Here is a 16,414-nt window from a genome sequence, read left to right on the forward strand (position 1 = left end):
TCTTCGCTCAGCGTCGGTCAGTGGTGGCGCATTATAGGGACTTTTCGCCGCCTGACAATAGTTTTTTTGAAAAAAATCACCAACTGATGATTATTACAACAAATTCCACTTAAATTGCTAGTTTTTCCAGCGTAAGGAAGCCATAATCTCGTAATACGGGTCGCAGAGCCTCGCTATTTAGGTCTATTTTTGTGCAATAAGCCAAATTATCCGCTGTTGTTAAAAATAAATTATTTTGGTTCTTCACCAACCACACCGTTCTACGCGCAATAGCAGCTCCAGAATCAATCAATCGTGTGCCATCAGGCAAAACTTGTGAAAGCTCTTCTGCAATCAGGGGGAAGTGAGTACAACCTAAGATGACAGTATCTGGCGGTTCTTTCATTCTCAACCACGGTTTGAGAATTTTTTCCAATACTTCCAGTGGGATCTTCTCACCATGCAGCTTTCGTTCGGCTAACTCTACCAGTTCTGCAGAGCCTATAGAATGAACCTGACAATCCGTGGCAAATCTTGTAATCAATTCTTTGGTATAGTCGCGATTAACTGTAGCCCGTGTCGCTAATAATCCTATTACTCGGTTACAAGTCAACTTTGCCGCAGGCTTGATTGCGGGCACAACACCAACCACGGGAAAAGAAAAACGTTCACGCAATGCAGGCAAACTAACCGTGCTAGCTGTATTACAAGCAATGATGACAATAGCTAGGGGGTGTCTTTTCTGAATTTCATCGACAACTCGAACGACCCGCTCAATGATCACTTCCGCCGTTTTTTCTCCATAAGGAAATGCTTCATTATCGAAAGCATATATATAGTGGAGCTCCGGCAATAATTGTCGAATTTCTTGGTATACAGATAAACCGCCCACACCTGAATCAAAAACTAGAATCGTTGGTCGGGCGGTTTTAGGTAAATCAGAAGTTGTAGCTTCCAGTGAGAAAGTATTCTCGGCCTGGGGTGCGATAGCCATACGCTGTCTCATAATTTTTATCAAACAGATTTGCTATTCTAGCACGGATTGTGAGGTGGTTAGTGATTGGGTATGATGCGCTGATATCCCATAAACTGGCGCCACCCAATTTAAGGGGCTTCGGAGGATAAACACTATAATCTGCATCATCGCGCTGACCGATATATTGATAGGTTACTCCCCAATCAATATTGTATAATTCCCAATCTAATTGATATTTAACCTGCTGTTTAGCCCTGCGAGCTAACCGCTTATTATTGCCATCACGCGGATCAACATACTGTAATGTCAATTGGTGCTGGAATATTCCGGTATCCATGGTTCCTGTCCATTCAACACCTTTGATTTTTGCCTTACCAATGTTCTCATAGTGGTTATTGGCAAAATTTATCAGTTGTTCAATCTCATTATGATAAACAGATAAGCGCCAATTAAGTGGCCCAGTTAATCCTTCAATTCCACCTTCCCACTGTTTACTTTTTTCTGGTTTGAGACTTTCATTTCCCCACTTGCTATAGAGTTGATTCAATGTTGGAGCCTTAAATGCGGTTCCATACGAGACGATCAACCGATAGCCATCAATGAATTCCCAACCCATGCCAGTTTGCCATGTGGTATTCCAATTATATTCAGAATGACGGTCTGAACGAACAGCACCTTCCAGCGTGACATCATGAATCTTTTGCTGTGTCGTCAAATACAGGCCGGTGTTATCTACGTCTTTTTGTACAGGAATATTATTCGAACCTGCCGCAACCGATTCTCTTTTCCAGTCAACACCACCGCTAATTGCCCCATGACCTACTTGCCATGAGTTTCCCCATTGCACATTATATTGTTTGGAGTTACTTAAGCTGGAGCTTTTGCCATAACGCCCATATTTAGGATCATAGTTGTAATCTTTGACATGGCTGTAACTGGCAATCCATTGGGCAGAATAAATTCCCTGTGTAAATTGAAGGCCTGCATCATAAGTACGACTGAATAGCTCTCGAGTATCTATCAGCATCTGATTGTAACTATCATAATAGGCATCATAAGCCGTTCGGTTATTCAACCCATGCACACGGGCAAACCCATTGAACTGATCATTAAATTTATGATCAACGCCTAGCCACAGCATTTTGCTCATAAAACCATCGCGATCCGGCTGACGATGCCCACCCGTACCGCCACCAGCCACCACATCGAATCCTTTGGTATAGGTATATCCGGCCGCTGCGGTCAATAAGGTATTCTCGCCGAGCTTCTGTTGGGTCGAACCATTATAGTTCTGGTATCCGTGCGAGCCGATACCTGCATTCAATGTTGTTCCCTGTTGCTCTCGCTTGGTAATGATATTGATTACCCCACCAATGGCATCAGAACCATATACGGCAGAGCGAGCGCCGCGGATATACTCAATTCTCTGCACCATTGAAAGCGGTATCTGGCTATAATCGGCCGCGCCCGTGATACCCGCCTGATTTAAGCGAATACCATCTACTAGCACCAATGTATGATGTGATTCCGTACCTCGAACAAATAAAGAAGCGTGTTGCCCTATTCCCCCATTCTGCGCAATATCAATACTGGGTAGGCGACGTAGAACGTCAACCAAGCTGCTGGATTGCCAGCGATCTATCTCTTCGCGGGTTACCACCGTCATTGGTGCTAAAACTGAAGGAATAGGCTGTTTAAAGCGGTTCGCGGTCACCACCAGTGGATCTTGATTATCAGCAGCTGCAAAATGGCTCCAGCTAGAAAACACTGCCACAGAAGCAGCAGATAAAAGGATACGTTTGTTATTTGTCATGAGAGAATGGCATCTAACTATATTGAATCTAGCGAATAAAGTGTCATGCTACGATGAAGGCGGGAGGCAGTCCAGAATGACCCCCTATCAAAAAGAGGCTCATGTGCCAGAAAACTGGACATCCTTTGCACTTTCCCTACAATGCCGCTCGGAAATTTTTCTTAACGCGACCATACGAGAACCAGATAATGCAGAATGTCTTGCCAACGGAAGATTATGAAAATCAATTGATGGAAAAGGTCCATCGTCTGAAAGGAATGATGATGCCATTTAGTGCACCTGAGCCTGAGGTTTTCCGTTCCCCTGCATCACATTACAGAATGCGCGCTGAATTCCGCATCTGGCATGAGCAAGATGATCTTTACCACATTATGTTTGACCAGCAGACCAAACAACGTATTCGTATTGATCAATTTCCGGTTGCCAATGAGCTGATTAACCAGATGATGCAGGCAATCATTGCTGGCGTGAAAGATAATTCTCTCTTGCGTCATAAACTGTTTCAAGTGGATTATCTGTCAACCCTCAGCAATAAGATTATTGTCTCTCTGCTTTATCATAAAAAGTTGAATGATGAATGGCGCGAGCATGCCATCACACTACGTGATCAATTAAAAGCGAATGGATTTGATGTTCAGCTGATCGGGCGAGCGTCAAAAACCAAAATCATGCTCGACCATGACTATATTGATGAAGAACTGCCGATTGCGGGTAAGACGATGATTTACCGTCAAGTTGAAAACAGTTTCACGCAACCGAATGCCAGCATCAATATTCATATGTTGGAATGGGCGATGGGTATTACTAAAGGCGCCAAGGGAGATCTACTTGAGCTATATTGTGGTAATGGCAATTTTTCTCTGGCATTGGCACAGAACTTTGATCGCGTACTGGCGACAGAAATTGCCAAACCTTCGGTTGCTGCCGCGCAATTTAATATTGAAGCGAACCAAATTGATAATGTGCAAATTATCCGTATGTCAGCAGAAGAGTTTACTCAAGCAATGAATGGAGAGCGGGAATTTAACCGACTGCATGGCATTGATCTAAAAAGCTATCAATGTGAAACCATTTTTGTTGATCCTCCACGCAGTGGATTAGATGATGCAACAGTTAAAATGGTACAGGGATATCCACAGATTCTTTATATTTCCTGTAATCCAGAAACACTCAGCCAGAATCTGGAAATACTGACACAAACCCATAAAATAAGCAGGCTGGCACTCTTTGATCAATTCCCTTATACGCACCATATGGAGTGTGGTGTATTACTGGAAAAACGTAACTAATCGCCATCTACTATAGCTGAAAAATTAGTTGGAAGACCAAAACGCCACAGCGATCAATTTGTGGCGTTGTTCGTTCAACCGTTATCAGGAAAATAATCAGCCATGGCTTTCTGAAGTGAGTATAGCTTGTTGTTTACGCCCTTTGATCTTTCTGTAAATCCAAAATACTAAAGCAGTATCAATCACGACAGGCAGGAAATTAGAACCAATTTCTGGATATTCCACCCGAATGATGGCGCTGTAAATGAAGATTCCTAAGAAAAAGCAGCCAGCCGCCAACTTTGGTAATCCATCTGCCATTGGATAATTCAAATAACGATGATGGAGGCAATACAGAGATAATACCAGTGCGATAATCGGGAAAATTGAAAAAGGCACAAGCGAGTTGAAAAATGCTGAGAAAGTTCCGTGTGTTGCCAATCCAACGATAAGAGCCAGCAACATAGTGCTTTTATCTTGGCGGTATTGTTCCATCGTATTATTCTCCTTTCATTATTATTCAAGAGGTTTTAGGGACAGTTTTTTTTCTTGTTCCCGCCGATACCAATAATAAGCACCTTTGGAAATCAGGCGGAGTTGCAAAACTAAACGTTCTTCGAGACGACGCCTTTTTTCCTCATCAATATCCAGCGCTTCTGCACCTGCGCTGAATACGATTGTCACCATCGCCTCAGCTTGAATTTCAGTAAAATGACGCGGCATGTGGCTTGCCTGTTCGAGGTAGTCTGCCAGCTCTGCAATAAAATGTTGGATTTCCCGTGCGACAGCCGCACGAAACTCAGCCGATGTGCCGGAACGTTCGCGTAGTAATAACCGGAAAGCATTGGGATTGTTGCCGATGAATTCCATGAACGTTGAAACAGAGGTTCGGATGACGCTGCCGCCTTTTGCGATACGCTGACGCGCCTGACGCATTAACTGACGCAACATTAAGCCACTTTCATCCACCATTGTCAGCCCCAGTTCATCCACATCCCGAAAATGTCGATAAAATGAAGTAGGCGCGATACCCGCTTCTCGAGCTACTTCCCGTAGGCTCAGACTTGTGAAACTCCGCTCAGCACTGAGTTGGCTGAATGCGGCTTCAATCAGGGAACGACGGGTTTTTTCTTTCTGTTTCGCTCTGACACCAGTTACGTTACTCACCACAATCCTGATATATCCATTCGACTATATAATGAAGCAAATATATCAGATTCTGCTGTGTTTGCTGTGATTGTTCTCTTAAAGCTATTATCCCATATTCCCCGGTTTCATTTCTAAGTAATAGGATAAAAACCGTATGGTCATTAGGTTATTACATCAAGTAATGTTAAGATAGAGTTGTTATTTTGTGTAAAAACAGGTCTTTCCTCTATGCAATATACTCATTTTGATGCCATTGTGATTGGCTCTGGTCCCGGAGGGGAAGGAGCAGCAATGGGGCTGGTGAAACAGGGAAAAAACGTTGCAGTTATAGAACGTTACAATAGTGTCGGTGGTGGCTGTACCCATTGGGGTACAATTCCATCGAAAGCCCTCCGCCATGCTGTCAGCCGTATTATCGAATTTAATCAAAACCCCCTCTATAGTGATAACTCCCGCATTCTTCGTTCCTCATTTTCTGAAATCCTGCGCCATGCTGACGTTGTTATTAGCCAGCAAACCAAAATGCGTCAGGGTTTTTATGAACGCAATCGGTGCCAAATGTTTGCGGGCGAGGCAGCATTCATTGATGAACATCGTGTAAGTGTCCGTTATGCTGATGGTAGTGTTGATATATTAAGTGCAGATAAGATAATCATTGCTACTGGTTCCCGCCCTTACTGCCCTCCCGATGTGGATTTCACTCACTCCCGTATTTATAACAGCGACACCATCCTGCAACTGGATCATGAACCACGCCACGTTATCATTTACGGCGCAGGAGTGATTGGCTGTGAATATGCTTCTATCTTCCGAGGGCTGGGCGTTAAGGTGGATTTGATCAATACCCGTGATCATCTGCTGTCTTTTCTTGATCAAGAGATGTCCGATGCCCTGTCCTATCATTTCTGGAATAGCGGTACTGTCATCCGCCATAACGAAGAATATGAGAAAATTGAAGGTCTTGATGATGGTGTGATTGTTCATCTGAAATCCGGCAAGAAAGTCAAGGCAGACTGTCTACTGTATGCCAATGGCCGCACCGGCAATACAGATAAGCTAGGGTTGGAAAATGTTGGTCTGGAAACAGACAGCCGTGGTTTACTGAAAGTGAATCGCGTCTATCAGAGCAGCAATGAAAACATTTACGCTGTTGGTGATGTCATCGGCTATCCGAGTCTGGCTTCTGCCGCGTATGATCAAGGACGCATTGCCGCAAAAGCTATCATGACCGGAAACGCCAACCTACATCTGGTGGAAGATATTCCAACAGGGATTTATACCATTCCTGAAATCAGTTCAATCGGTAAAACCGAGCAGCAGCTCACTGCGATGAAAATCCCGTATGAGGTAGGACGCGCCCAATTCAAACATCTGGCAAGGGCGCAAATTGCCGGCATGAATGTTGGCAGTATAAAGATCCTGTTCCATCGTGAGACAAAACAGATTCTGGGCATCCACTGTTTTGGCGAGCGTGCCGCAGAGATCATCCATATCGGCCAAGCCATTATGGAACAAAAAGGAGAAGGCAATACTATCGAATATTTCGTTAATACAACCTTCAATTATCCAACAATGGCAGAAGCCTACCGTGTTGCTGCACTCAATGGGTTAAATCGGTTATTTTGATGTTTTGCCAAAAACTTCGAAATAGTCACCCATTTTAGCCCGAATCGCCTCTGCCAATTGCTCATAGCGACCACGCAGAGGTGAGCCGGGGCGATAAACCAAGATAATCGTACGCTCTGGCTCTGGTTCGATACATTCCAGGTAGCAGACACCATCGCGTTTTCTCTCTTTTGGCACAGCCAAATCAGGCAACAATGTAATCCCACTGCCTGCTGATACCATATTACGCAAGGTTTCCAGGCTGGTTGCCCTAAAATGAGTATCTTCTTTAGCTCCTGCTTGAAAACAGAAACCCATCGCCTGATCACGCAAACAATGTCCGTCTTCCAGCATTAATAATTTTTCGCCAGCAAGCTCTTCCATTTTGATATGCGTCCTATTCGCCCATCTGTGCCCTTCATAAATCGCTAGTTTCATCGGTTCTTCAAAGAGTGGCACTTCAATGAACGCTTCGGTTTCTTTTACCAAAGCCAGAATGGCACAATCGAGTTTTCCGCTATCGAGTTGCGCCAGCAGGTTCTGAGTCTGAGCCTCATGTAAATACATTTCCAGCTTGGGGAATAGCTTGTGTAACTCAGGAATGATAAGAGGCAAGATATAGGGACCGACGGTGGGGATAAGGCCGATATGCAGAGGGCCAGACATGCTTTCACCTTGAAGAGAGGCCATTTCCTGCAAGACTTTCACTTCTCGCAATACCGTTTTGGCCTGTTCCACCAGCAACATTCCCTGTTGCGTGAACAGCACTTTACGACTGGTGCGCTCTAGCAGCATCACGCCCAACTCATCTTCAAGTTTGCGGATTTGCCCACTCAGTGTCGGTTGGCTAACATGACAAGAATCAGCGGCTCGGCGGAAATGCCGGTATTCGGCAAGCGCTACAAGGTATTCCAGATCGCGGATATTCATTCCCAACCTCAGTATTTGGTATCAATGATAGAATTGATCAATAAATCATTATATGCACGAGGGAATAAAACTATCAAATGCTTGTGATTTCAGGCATTTTTTATCGAAATACCTTATGAGAAATCAAAAAAATTATTATTAGAAAGCTGCCCCATATTTATGGCTGAATAGACATTCAGCGACTTATTCCCTGACCTGTCGGCCGAATGCTACTGATATTCTCGTTCACTCAACACCTTAAACGCCGTATCAAATTCATCAAAAAAATTACTATTACATTATCCTTTCATTTATGGGCAGTAAACTCGCAATATTCCTCTTCAGAAATCAGCACCGCTTTACCAAAAGATTTGTTATAACTTAATACAGAAAAACCTGCCGGATTGGGCAGGCATATATTATGTTCTCAGGCTAATCCATTGTTAACCGCTGTTTAACCTCTGCAATCGCCTGTGCCACCTGTTTCTGTGATACACCACCTTTTGCCAGCCGTTTATCCAAACAGGATTGCAGCGATAAAACGTCATACACATCTAGCGAAATAGCTTCACTGAATTTTTGTAGTTCAAACAAAGACAGTTCTTCCAGTGCCTTACCTTCCGCTATGGCCGCAATCACCACTTCACCAACAATATGGTGTGCTTCACGAAATGGGACACCTTTTGCTACCAGATAATCCGCCAGTTCAGTCGCGTTGGCATAACCCTGTTTTGCCGCTTCCTCACAGCGCCCGCGTTGCACCTGAATGCCATCCAGCACCAGCACCGCCATATGCAGGCAATCCCGCCATGTATCCAGCGCGTCAAACAGACCTTCTTTATCTTCCTGCATATCTTTGTTATAAGCGAGGGGAAGCCCTTTCAGCGTTATCATCATGCCCGTCAATGCGCCCTGAACCCGACCACATTTGCCACGAATAAGCTCCAGTGCATCAGGGTTTTTCTTTTGCGGCATCAGGGAAGAGCCGGAAGTTACCCGATCTGATAACTCAATAAAACCCGCTTCTCCACTATTAAAAAAAATCAGGTCTTCAGCAAAGCGTGAAAGGTGGATCATGCTGATACTGGCATCTGACAGTAGCTCCAGAACATGATCCCGATCTGAAACGCTATCCAGACTATTACGTGTTGCCGAGGCAAAACCGAGCCATGACGCTAATTGTTTACGATCGATATCATAGGCTGTTCCCGCCAGTGCGCCACAGCCCAATGGGCTGACATCCAGCCGTTTCAGTGCATCTTGCAGGCGGCTCTCATCACGACCCAGCATTTCGGCATAGGCGAGGCACCAATGAGCGAAAGTGACTGGCTGCGCCCTCTGCAAATGGGTATAACCGGGCATCACCGCATCTTGATTATTCTCCGCCGTAATCACCAGCGCCTGTTGCAGCTCCACAAGTGCCTGCTGAATATCGGCTATCTGATCCTTGCACCACAGTTTCAGATCAGTTGCGACCTGATCGTTACGGCTACGACCTGTGTGGAGTTTTTTACCCAAATCGCCCACTTTCGCGATAAGTTGCCCTTCCACCCAGCTATGAATATCTTCCGCATCGCTTTGCAAAATGGCCTTGGGGTTGGCCCGCACTTCACCCAGTAACTCATTCAGCGCCAGTTCCAGTTTTTGCTGTTCTTCGGAAGTCAATACTCCCACCGTAACCAGCGCCTTTGACCATGCAACAGAACCAATAATATCCTGCTCCGCCAAACGATAATCAAAACGCAGAGAATCGTTAAATTGTTTGAATCGCTGATCGGCTTCCTGACTGAAACGTCCGCCCCAAAGTGCCATATGTCGTTCCTGTTTTCTCTATTTAATAAAGGTTAATTGCTCAGAAATTATTTTTTGCTGTTCAGTGTACGAATACGTGAAGAAAGCGAATAGAGGCGAATGAACCCTTCTGCATGGCGGTGATCGTAGACTTCATCTTCTCCAAAAGTAGCGAATTCTTCAGAATAGAGACTGTATGTCGATTTTTTCTGTTCAGCGGTCACCTGGCCTTTATACAGCTTTAAGACCACTTCCCCACTGACACTGTCAGCCAACGTTTCCGCAGCAGCCTGAATCGACTGGCGCAATGGCGCAAACCAACGACCATCGTAGACGACATAGGACATTTCCAACCCCAATTGCTGACGCCATTTGAAGCTGTCGCGATCCAACACCAATTGCTCAATTCCCCGCAATGCGGCCATCATGATGGTTCCGCCCGGTGTTTCATAACAACCACGGGATTTCATGCCTACCAAACGGTTTTCCACAATGTCGATCCGGCCGATACCATGTTTGGCTCCCAGTTCATTTAATGCATTAATGCATTGATAGGGTGACAGCACCTTACCATTCACGCCAACCACCTCACCTTTTTCAACCGTGACAGTGACATATTCTGGCTCATTCGGCGCATCTTCTGGCTCTGCTGTCCACACCCAGCAATCTTTATTGGCAGCATTCCATGTACTTTCCAATACCCCACCTTCGGTTGAGATATGCCATGCGTTTTCGTCACGGCTGTAAATTTTTTCCAGCGTGGCGGTGGTGGGAATATCGCGGACTTTCAGATAATCAAGCAGAGCCTCACGGGAACGCAGATCCCATTCACGCCATGGAGCAACCACTTTCAGATGCGGCGCTAACGCAGTATAAGTACTTTCAAACCGAACCTGATCGTTACCTTTGCCCGTTGCACCGTGAGCTACAGAATCAGCTCCCACTTTCAGCGCCAGTTCTACCTGTGCCTTGGCAATAATTGGGCGTGCCATTGATGTACCAAGCAAATAGCTGCCTTCATACAGTGCGCCCGTTTTTAGTACGGGATAAACATACTCTTTGATGAACTCTTCACGCAGGTCGATAACGTGACATTCCGACGCACCAGATCGCAACGCTTTCTGCTCCACACCTTCCAGATCTTCGCGGCTTTGACCAACGTCAGCAACAAACGCGACAACTTCACAATTGTCATAATGTTCTTTCAACCAAGGAATAATCGCAGATGTATCTAAACCACCAGAATATGCTAGAACGATTTTTTTAATGCTTTTAGTCATAGGGATAACCTTTTATTTTTGTTCATCTCAGCCAAATACTGTGCCACTAATCGGCAAAACCAAGCCAATTACGCCGAAATTCGCGTACCGGTGGGTATGCCATTAAATAATGCAATCAATTGATCCGTATGTCGCCAACTTGCAATATCAACCGGATGCCCCAGCGTTTTTGCCGCTTCCAAGGCCGCATTAACTTTCACAATCATGCCATTGGTTATGATTCCATGCTCAATGAGCTGTTTTATTTTTTCTGCTGTCAGCTCTGGGATTTTCTGACCTTTTCCATCCAAAATACCGCTGACATCAGACAGAAAGGCCAGATCCGCATTTAACACCTGCGCAATGGCGGTTGCCGCCTGATCTGCATTCACATTCATCAGCTCACCCTCTTCGGTGATGCCAATAGAGCTGATAATTGGCATATAACCGACATCCAGCAAAATTTTCAGGAGATCGGGTTTACCCGGATGAGCTTTTCCAGTGTGACCGAATTCCTCATCAAACTGGGAAACTTGCACCACACCACCATCTCCCAGACACAATCCAATCGCAGGCAATCGGTATTTTATCGCCCAAGCCAGTAGTGTCTTATTAGCAGTTCCTGCCAATGTCCCCGTAACGATATTAATCTGATCTGCTGGCGTTACCCGCAGGCCTTGTTTCTTCACAATCGGTAGCTGCAATCTCTGCATCAGTTCATCAACCAAACAGCCACCTCCATGTACAATGACTAACGGGCGCTTATGCGTCTTCCTATATGACTGCAATGTGGAAAACAACCGCGCCAGCGCTTCTTCGCTGTCTAACAACACACCACCCAATTTGATAACTAACGGCTCCATCGGATTTATCCTCTGTCGGTATTAAAGTCTGTCGGTATTAAAGTCTGTCGGTATTAAAGTCTGCCGGAATTAAAGCAATGCCTGAGTTTCTGCAAACCCAAAACGAATATTCATGCACTGTACTGCTTGTGCTGCCGCGCCTTTCAACAAATTATCCTCAGCCCCGACAATGATCAGGTGCTGTCCTTGAACGGCAAAACCAATATCGCAAAATGGCAAACCCACGACGGCTTTCAATGCCGGCATACCTTCCGTGTATAGACGCACCAACGGTTTATCATGATACGCCTGCTGGTAGGCTTCCCTAATTTGCTCTTCTGTTACGCCTGATTTCAACTTGCAGGTGATCGTGGCGAGAATACCCCGCGAGAAATTACCCAGATGAGGGATAAAAATGACTTCGGTGCCTAAATGTGCCGCGATCTCGGGTTGATGACGATGATTAAAAATCCCGTAAGGCTGCAAACTGACTTCACAGAAACTGTTGTTAATTGTTGCTTTCCGCCCTGCTCCACTGGCACCACTGACAGCATTGATGACTGGCCATTGTTCAGTATCCAGCAGATTTTTTTCCAGCAAAGGCTTCAATGAAAGCTGAGAGACGGTGGGATAACAGCCGGGAACTGAGATCAACTGGGCAGTCTTGATTTTTTCCGCCTGCCATTCCGCCAGCCCGTAAACTGCCTGATCGAGCCAAGCCGTATTTTTATGCTCGAACCCATAGTATTTTGAATAAAACTGTGTATTTTGTACGCGATAGGCTCCGGATAAATCGAAGACGGTGCAACCTGCTTGTAGAAATATCGGCACAATATCATGGCTGACTTCATGGGCAGTGGCGAGGAAGACGACATCAATACCATTCACTGCTTCAGCCACATCAGTCAGCGGCTGTAAAGGTAAATCAACAATGCCCTTGTACTGCGGGTAGAGATCTGAAAAACATTTCCCCGCATCTGAACTTTGAGACGAAACCATTAAGCCAGAGAGATGGACATGGAGATGACGTTGCAGATATGCTGCTAACTCTGCTCCGGTATAGCCACTGGCACCAACTATCAGCGTATTCAACATGGGACTTATTCACCTTGTAGTAGTAACCCAATCACATTACTGCATTTATATTCAGTTATAATGCATGAATATTGATACTATCATGAGTAAGGGCTGTCAACAGTGAATATTAAATTACCATCATTTATTAAATTATATCATCAGCTCATTGCCACACCTTCCATCAGCGCAACCGATGCTGAACTGGATCAAAGCAATGAAATATTAATCAACCTGCTGGCTGGCTGGTTGAAAGACCTTGGTTTTAACATTGAAATTCAGCCCGTTCCTGAAACCCGCAGCAAGTTCAATATGCTGGCAACATTGGGTAGTGGTTCTGGAGGTTTATTGTTATGTGGTCATACAGATACAGTACCATTCGATGAAGGACGCTGGACACAAGATCCCTTTACACTGACCGAGCGGGATAACAAATTTTATGGCCTTGGCACCGCCGACATGAAAGGCTTCTTTGCTTTTATCATTGATGCACTGCGAGATATTGATGCCAGCAAGTTATCGCATCCTCTTTACATTCTGGCCACCGCAGATGAAGAAACATCGATGGCAGGTGCGCGTTATTTTGCTGCCAATACCGCCATTCGGCCTGATTTCGCCATTATTGGCGAACCAACATCGTTACAACCTATCCATGCGCATAAGGGGCACTTAGCCCATGTTATCCGCATTGAGGGAAAATCCGGCCATTCCAGCGATCCCGCACGCGGTGTCAACGCACTTGAACTCATGCACGAATCCATCACGCAATTGATGGAATTACGCACTACCTTGCAGGAACGCTATCACAATCCAGCATTTGTTATTCCTCATCCAACTATGAATTTCGGCCATATTCACGGTGGTGATGCCGCAAACCGCATCTGTGCCTGCTGTGAACTGCATATGGATATTCGCCCGCTGCCCGGATTGACCTTGCAGGATATGGACGAATTACTGCATAAAGCACTAGAGCCGGTGAAACAGCGCTGGCCGGGACGTTTAAGCGTTACCCCTCTCCACCCCCCTATTCCGGGTTATCAATGCCCGACCGATCACAAATTGGTTAGCGTGATCGAAAATTTGTTGGGAACGAAAGCAGAAACCGTCAATTATTGTACGGAAGCGCCTTTTATTCAGGAATTGTGTCCAACATTAGTCTTGGGGCCAGGATCAATTGAACAGGCACACCAGCCCGATGAATTTTTAGGTATGGAATTTGTTGAGCCGACCAAAAAATTGATTTCTCAGCTGGTTGAACATTTTTGCCTGCAAGCCCATTAACTTTACGATTATTTTTACTCTACAATTGGGAGAGAATATCCAGTAAAAGTTTTAACCTCGATAAGTGCATCGGGGTTTTTCGCTATTTTATGACCAAAAAAACGCACAAAACTTCATGAATTCCTCTCAGTATCACTCATAATCCGCATAGCTCCGTTCACAGGCCAATTAAATCAGGCGTTTCTCTTGCTCTGCCCAACATGAATTTCTTTCCTGATCATTTTGAATATTCCTCATTTCGGATAAGTCACTTTGCTGTTGACTAAACATATTGCTTCGCCCATTCTATTTAGACATCTAAACGTATAGACATGTAAACACTTAAGCATCTAAACGTAAGCGGATCAAAATATTCCGCTGATTTACGAGGACACAGGGTATGAGTTTTTTTCACGCTAATCAGCGAGAAGCGCTGAATCAGAATTTGGCAGAGCTTGAAGGGCAGATTCGTGTTTCTTTTGAGTTCTTTCCACCCAGCACGACTACGATGGAGCAAACCCTGTGGAAATCCATCGAACGCTTAAGCAAACTGAAGCCTAAATTTGTCTCCGTAACCTATGGTGCCAATTCCGGTGAACGTAACCGCACTCATAGCATCATCAAGGGCATTAAAGACAAAACCGGCCTTGATGCTGCCCCTCACTTGACTTGCATTGATGCCAACCGTGAAGAGCTGCGTAATATTGCTCACGATTATTGGGAGAGTGGTATTCGTCACATTGTGGCATTGCGCGGTGATTTACCCGATAGCAGCGGTAAACCGGAAATGTACGGTGCCGACTTAGTTGAGCTCTTAAAAAAAGAAGCGGATTTTGATATCTCCGTTGCTGCTTACCCAGAAGTGCATCCTGAAGCGAAAAGTGCTCAGTCGGATCTGATTAACCTGAAACGCAAAATTGATGCAGGAGCAAATCGCGCCATTACCCAATTCTTTTTTGATGTAGAAAGTTACCTGCGTTTTCGCGACCGCTGTGTTGCAACGGGAATTGATGTGGAAATTGTGCCGGGGATTCTGCCCGTCTCGAACTTCCGTCAGTTACAGCGGTTTGCCACAATGACTAACGTCCGCATTCCAAGCTGGATGACCAGAATGTTCGAAGGGCTGGATGATGATCCGGAAAGCCGCAATTTAGTTGGCGCATCGATTGCGATGGACATGGTGAAAATTCTCAGCCGCGAAGGGGTGAAAGATTTCCATTTTTATACTCTGAATCGGGCAGAATTAAGTTACGCTATCTGCCATACGCTGGGAGTTCGTCCTTGTTGATTGTTGATAGAATTAACGGACGCTGGGCCAAGATAAGATTTCTTTGCGGATCACAATCAAACGGTGGCGATGTAAATCGGAATCGCCTCCCCAACAGAGGGCATCCCACTTTTCAAGAAAGGAAATTGTATGTTCTACGTTATTTTCTGAAATACACAGTTTGCGGTTAAGATCCATATTTTCAGTCAGATATGGCTACTCTGAACCGAGCGGAATAGGGGTTCGACGTTATTGTAGATAGCACTCACTATATGCTATCAAACGACTATTCTATCGACAATGTTCTCATTTCACAGGAGGCCAGAGCTGAGAAGTATGCACCAAAGCTAATATCCAGACACTTTCCCCTGAAACCTCATAAACCAGCCGATAGTTCTCATACGGGAAAACTTCGAATGTCCCTGAAATTTCACCGGCATGTCCCATATAAGGAAATTCAATCAACCGTTCCGCAGCAGTTTCGAATAACTCATCCATTTTTACGGCGGCCACTGGATTTTTAGTAACAAGATATTCCCATATTGCTTCACTATCCTGCAAAGCTTGAGGTGTCCATATGACCTTCATTTATCGGCCTTTTTCCGTGCTCTACGAGCTGCAAAAATCGCTTTGGCATCAGTATGTTCAATACCCTCTCCAGCATTTATGGATTGACGCGCAGTATCAACTTTTCGCTGAAGAAAGTTACGATACTCATGACGTTGGATATATTCCCGCATCAGTTCACGAACAACCTGAGAAGCAGGACGATGTTCCGCGGCAGTAGCTGCCATAAAATCTTCACGCAACTCAGATTCCAGCTTCATCGTAAAAACAGCTTGTTTATTCATAAGCCCTCCTCTCAAATGTGAACAAAGTATATACTATTTGATTACCAGACGACAGTATCAGAAAATCGCATTTTGAAAAGAATTATTCAAAAAACAAACAGCACTATAAAGAGATTTTTGATGTAGAGATTGTGCCGGGAATTTTGCCGGTTTCAAACTCCCATCAGTCACAGCGATTCACCTTGATGTTGAGAGTGAAAAAATGATTCCACTAAACTTTAACATATTGAATATTATATATAATTGTGACACATAGGAAAAAATAGAATCTGCGAATAAAGCTATTAAATTAACCTTATATCTTGATTATCACTTTTACAGAGCGATAATCCCCTGACTGATCATCAGGGATGCTGTTGTGAGTTTGTTAT

15 protein-coding genes are annotated in these 16,414 nt (G+C 44.9%); 4 read left to right on the forward strand and 11 right to left on the reverse strand.

All coding sequences use genetic code 11. From position 1 onward, the window contains the following. Positions 1 to 109: 109 nt before the first annotated feature. Both murI and btuB read right to left on the reverse strand, forming a co-directional pair. Entirely contained in the window at positions 110 to 973 is an 864-nt protein-coding gene (gene murI, locus NXS07_RS15960) for a glutamate racemase (RefSeq protein ID WP_038224952.1), read from the reverse strand. Then, positions 918 to 2,768, reverse strand: a complete 1,851-nt coding sequence (gene btuB / locus NXS07_RS15965) for a TonB-dependent vitamin B12 receptor BtuB (protein ID WP_258087131.1) — start codon at positions 2,766 to 2,768, stop codon at positions 918 to 920. The genes murI and btuB overlap by 56 nt, the downstream gene beginning before the upstream one ends. Positions 2,769 to 2,956: 188 nt before the next feature. Between btuB and trmA the strand changes: the two genes are divergently transcribed. Then, positions 2,957 to 4,057, forward strand: coding sequence for a tRNA (uridine(54)-C5)-methyltransferase TrmA (gene trmA / locus NXS07_RS15970; protein ID WP_038204661.1), 1,101 nt, complete (start codon positions 2,957 to 2,959; stop codon positions 4,055 to 4,057). A 96-nt stretch (positions 4,058 to 4,153) separates the two neighbouring features. On the opposite strand, the gene NXS07_RS15975 is transcribed toward trmA, so the two are convergent. Further along, positions 4,154 to 4,531, reverse strand: a complete 378-nt coding sequence (locus NXS07_RS15975) for a YijD family membrane protein (RefSeq protein ID WP_038197735.1) — start codon at positions 4,529 to 4,531, stop codon at positions 4,154 to 4,156. A gap of 21 nt (positions 4,532 to 4,552) precedes the next feature. After that, positions 4,553 to 5,203: an HTH-type transcriptional repressor FabR gene (gene fabR / locus NXS07_RS15980; protein WP_038197736.1), complete on the reverse strand. Its 651-nt coding sequence runs from the start codon at positions 5,201 to 5,203 to the stop codon at positions 4,553 to 4,555. A gap of 210 nt (positions 5,204 to 5,413) precedes the next feature. Between fabR and sthA the strand changes: the two genes are divergently transcribed. Beyond that, positions 5,414 to 6,811: a Si-specific NAD(P)(+) transhydrogenase gene (sthA, locus tag NXS07_RS15985; protein WP_038204664.1), complete on the forward strand. Its 1,398-nt coding sequence runs from the start codon at positions 5,414 to 5,416 to the stop codon at positions 6,809 to 6,811. Here sthA and oxyR read toward each other — a convergent pair. The 5 genes from oxyR to argC all read right to left on the reverse strand — a co-directional run bounded on the left by oxyR (position 6,803) and on the right by argC (position 12,686). After that, the gene (oxyR, locus tag NXS07_RS15990) at positions 6,803 to 7,720 is read right to left on the reverse strand and encodes a DNA-binding transcriptional regulator OxyR (RefSeq protein ID WP_038197738.1); all 918 of its coding nucleotides are present in this window, start codon (positions 7,718 to 7,720) and stop codon (positions 6,803 to 6,805) included. The two genes, sthA and oxyR, sit on opposite strands and share 9 nt — an antisense overlap. A gap of 411 nt (positions 7,721 to 8,131) precedes the next feature. Next, on the reverse strand, positions 8,132 to 9,511 hold the full coding sequence (gene argH, locus NXS07_RS15995) for an argininosuccinate lyase (protein WP_038213562.1): 1,380 nt from the start codon (positions 9,509 to 9,511) through the stop codon (positions 8,132 to 8,134). Positions 9,512 to 9,558: 47 nt separating this feature from the next. Next, positions 9,559 to 10,770, reverse strand: a complete 1,212-nt coding sequence (locus NXS07_RS16000) for an argininosuccinate synthase (protein ID WP_038224956.1) — start codon at positions 10,768 to 10,770, stop codon at positions 9,559 to 9,561. 68 nt (positions 10,771 to 10,838) lie between these two features. Further along, entirely contained in the window at positions 10,839 to 11,612 is a 774-nt protein-coding gene (argB, locus tag NXS07_RS16005; RefSeq protein ID WP_038213565.1) for an acetylglutamate kinase, read from the reverse strand. 69 nt (positions 11,613 to 11,681) lie between these two features. Continuing rightward, the gene (gene argC / locus NXS07_RS16010) at positions 11,682 to 12,686 is read right to left on the reverse strand and encodes an N-acetyl-gamma-glutamyl-phosphate reductase (RefSeq protein ID WP_258087132.1); all 1,005 of its coding nucleotides are present in this window, start codon (positions 12,684 to 12,686) and stop codon (positions 11,682 to 11,684) included. A 102-nt stretch (positions 12,687 to 12,788) separates the two neighbouring features. Between argC and argE the strand changes: the two genes are divergently transcribed. Then, on the forward strand, positions 12,789 to 13,946 hold the full coding sequence (argE, locus tag NXS07_RS16015; RefSeq protein ID WP_038204684.1) for an acetylornithine deacetylase: 1,158 nt from the start codon (positions 12,789 to 12,791) through the stop codon (positions 13,944 to 13,946). A gap of 379 nt (positions 13,947 to 14,325) precedes the next feature. Beyond that, on the forward strand, positions 14,326 to 15,213 hold the full coding sequence (gene metF, locus NXS07_RS16020; protein WP_038204687.1) for a methylenetetrahydrofolate reductase: 888 nt from the start codon (positions 14,326 to 14,328) through the stop codon (positions 15,211 to 15,213). A 285-nt stretch (positions 15,214 to 15,498) separates the two neighbouring features. On the opposite strand, the gene NXS07_RS16025 is transcribed toward metF, so the two are convergent. Together NXS07_RS16025 and NXS07_RS16030 are read right to left on the reverse strand one after the other, a co-directional pair. Further along, on the reverse strand, positions 15,499 to 15,780 hold the full coding sequence (locus NXS07_RS16025; RefSeq protein ID WP_258087133.1) for a type II toxin-antitoxin system RelE/ParE family toxin: 282 nt from the start codon (positions 15,778 to 15,780) through the stop codon (positions 15,499 to 15,501). After that, on the reverse strand, positions 15,777 to 16,043 hold the full coding sequence (locus tag NXS07_RS16030) for a hypothetical protein (RefSeq protein WP_038204693.1): 267 nt from the start codon (positions 16,041 to 16,043) through the stop codon (positions 15,777 to 15,779). The genes NXS07_RS16025 and NXS07_RS16030 overlap by 4 nt, the downstream gene beginning before the upstream one ends. Positions 16,044 to 16,414: the final 371 nt, after the last annotated feature.

This window comes from Xenorhabdus bovienii, assembly GCF_024721015.1.
Lineage (GTDB): Bacteria > Pseudomonadota > Gammaproteobacteria > Enterobacterales > Enterobacteriaceae > Xenorhabdus > Xenorhabdus bovienii.

Bases quoted from the DNA above. Each gene is read 5' to 3' on its own strand.
- oxyR (WP_038197738.1), bottom strand. From the start codon at position 7,720: ATGAATATCCGCGATCTGGAATACCTTGTAGCGCTTGCCGAATACCGG.
- NXS07_RS16025 (WP_258087133.1), bottom strand. From the start codon at position 15,780: ATGAAGGTCATATGGACACCTCAAGCTTTGCAGGATAGTGAAGCAATA.
- argH (WP_038213562.1), bottom strand. From the start codon at position 9,511: ATGGCACTTTGGGGCGGACGTTTCAGTCAGGAAGCCGATCAGCGATTC.
- argC (WP_258087132.1), bottom strand. From the start codon at position 12,686: ATGTTGAATACGCTGATAGTTGGTGCCAGTGGCTATACCGGAGCAGAG.
- NXS07_RS15975 (WP_038197735.1), bottom strand. From the start codon at position 4,531: ATGGAACAATACCGCCAAGATAAAAGCACTATGTTGCTGGCTCTTATC.
- argB (WP_038213565.1), bottom strand. From the start codon at position 11,612: ATGGAGCCGTTAGTTATCAAATTGGGTGGTGTGTTGTTAGACAGCGAA.
- murI (WP_038224952.1), bottom strand. From the start codon at position 973: ATGGCTATCGCACCCCAGGCCGAGAATACTTTCTCACTGGAAGCTACA.
- NXS07_RS16030 (WP_038204693.1), bottom strand. From the start codon at position 16,043: ATGAATAAACAAGCTGTTTTTACGATGAAGCTGGAATCTGAGTTGCGT.
- metF (WP_038204687.1), top strand. From the start codon at position 14,326: ATGAGTTTTTTTCACGCTAATCAGCGAGAAGCGCTGAATCAGAATTTG.
- sthA (WP_038204664.1), top strand. From the start codon at position 5,414: ATGCAATATACTCATTTTGATGCCATTGTGATTGGCTCTGGTCCCGGA.
- btuB (WP_258087131.1), bottom strand. From the start codon at position 2,768: ATGACAAATAACAAACGTATCCTTTTATCTGCTGCTTCTGTGGCAGTG.
- NXS07_RS16000 (WP_038224956.1), bottom strand. From the start codon at position 10,770: ATGACTAAAAGCATTAAAAAAATCGTTCTAGCATATTCTGGTGGTTTA.
- trmA (WP_038204661.1), top strand. From the start codon at position 2,957: ATGCAGAATGTCTTGCCAACGGAAGATTATGAAAATCAATTGATGGAA.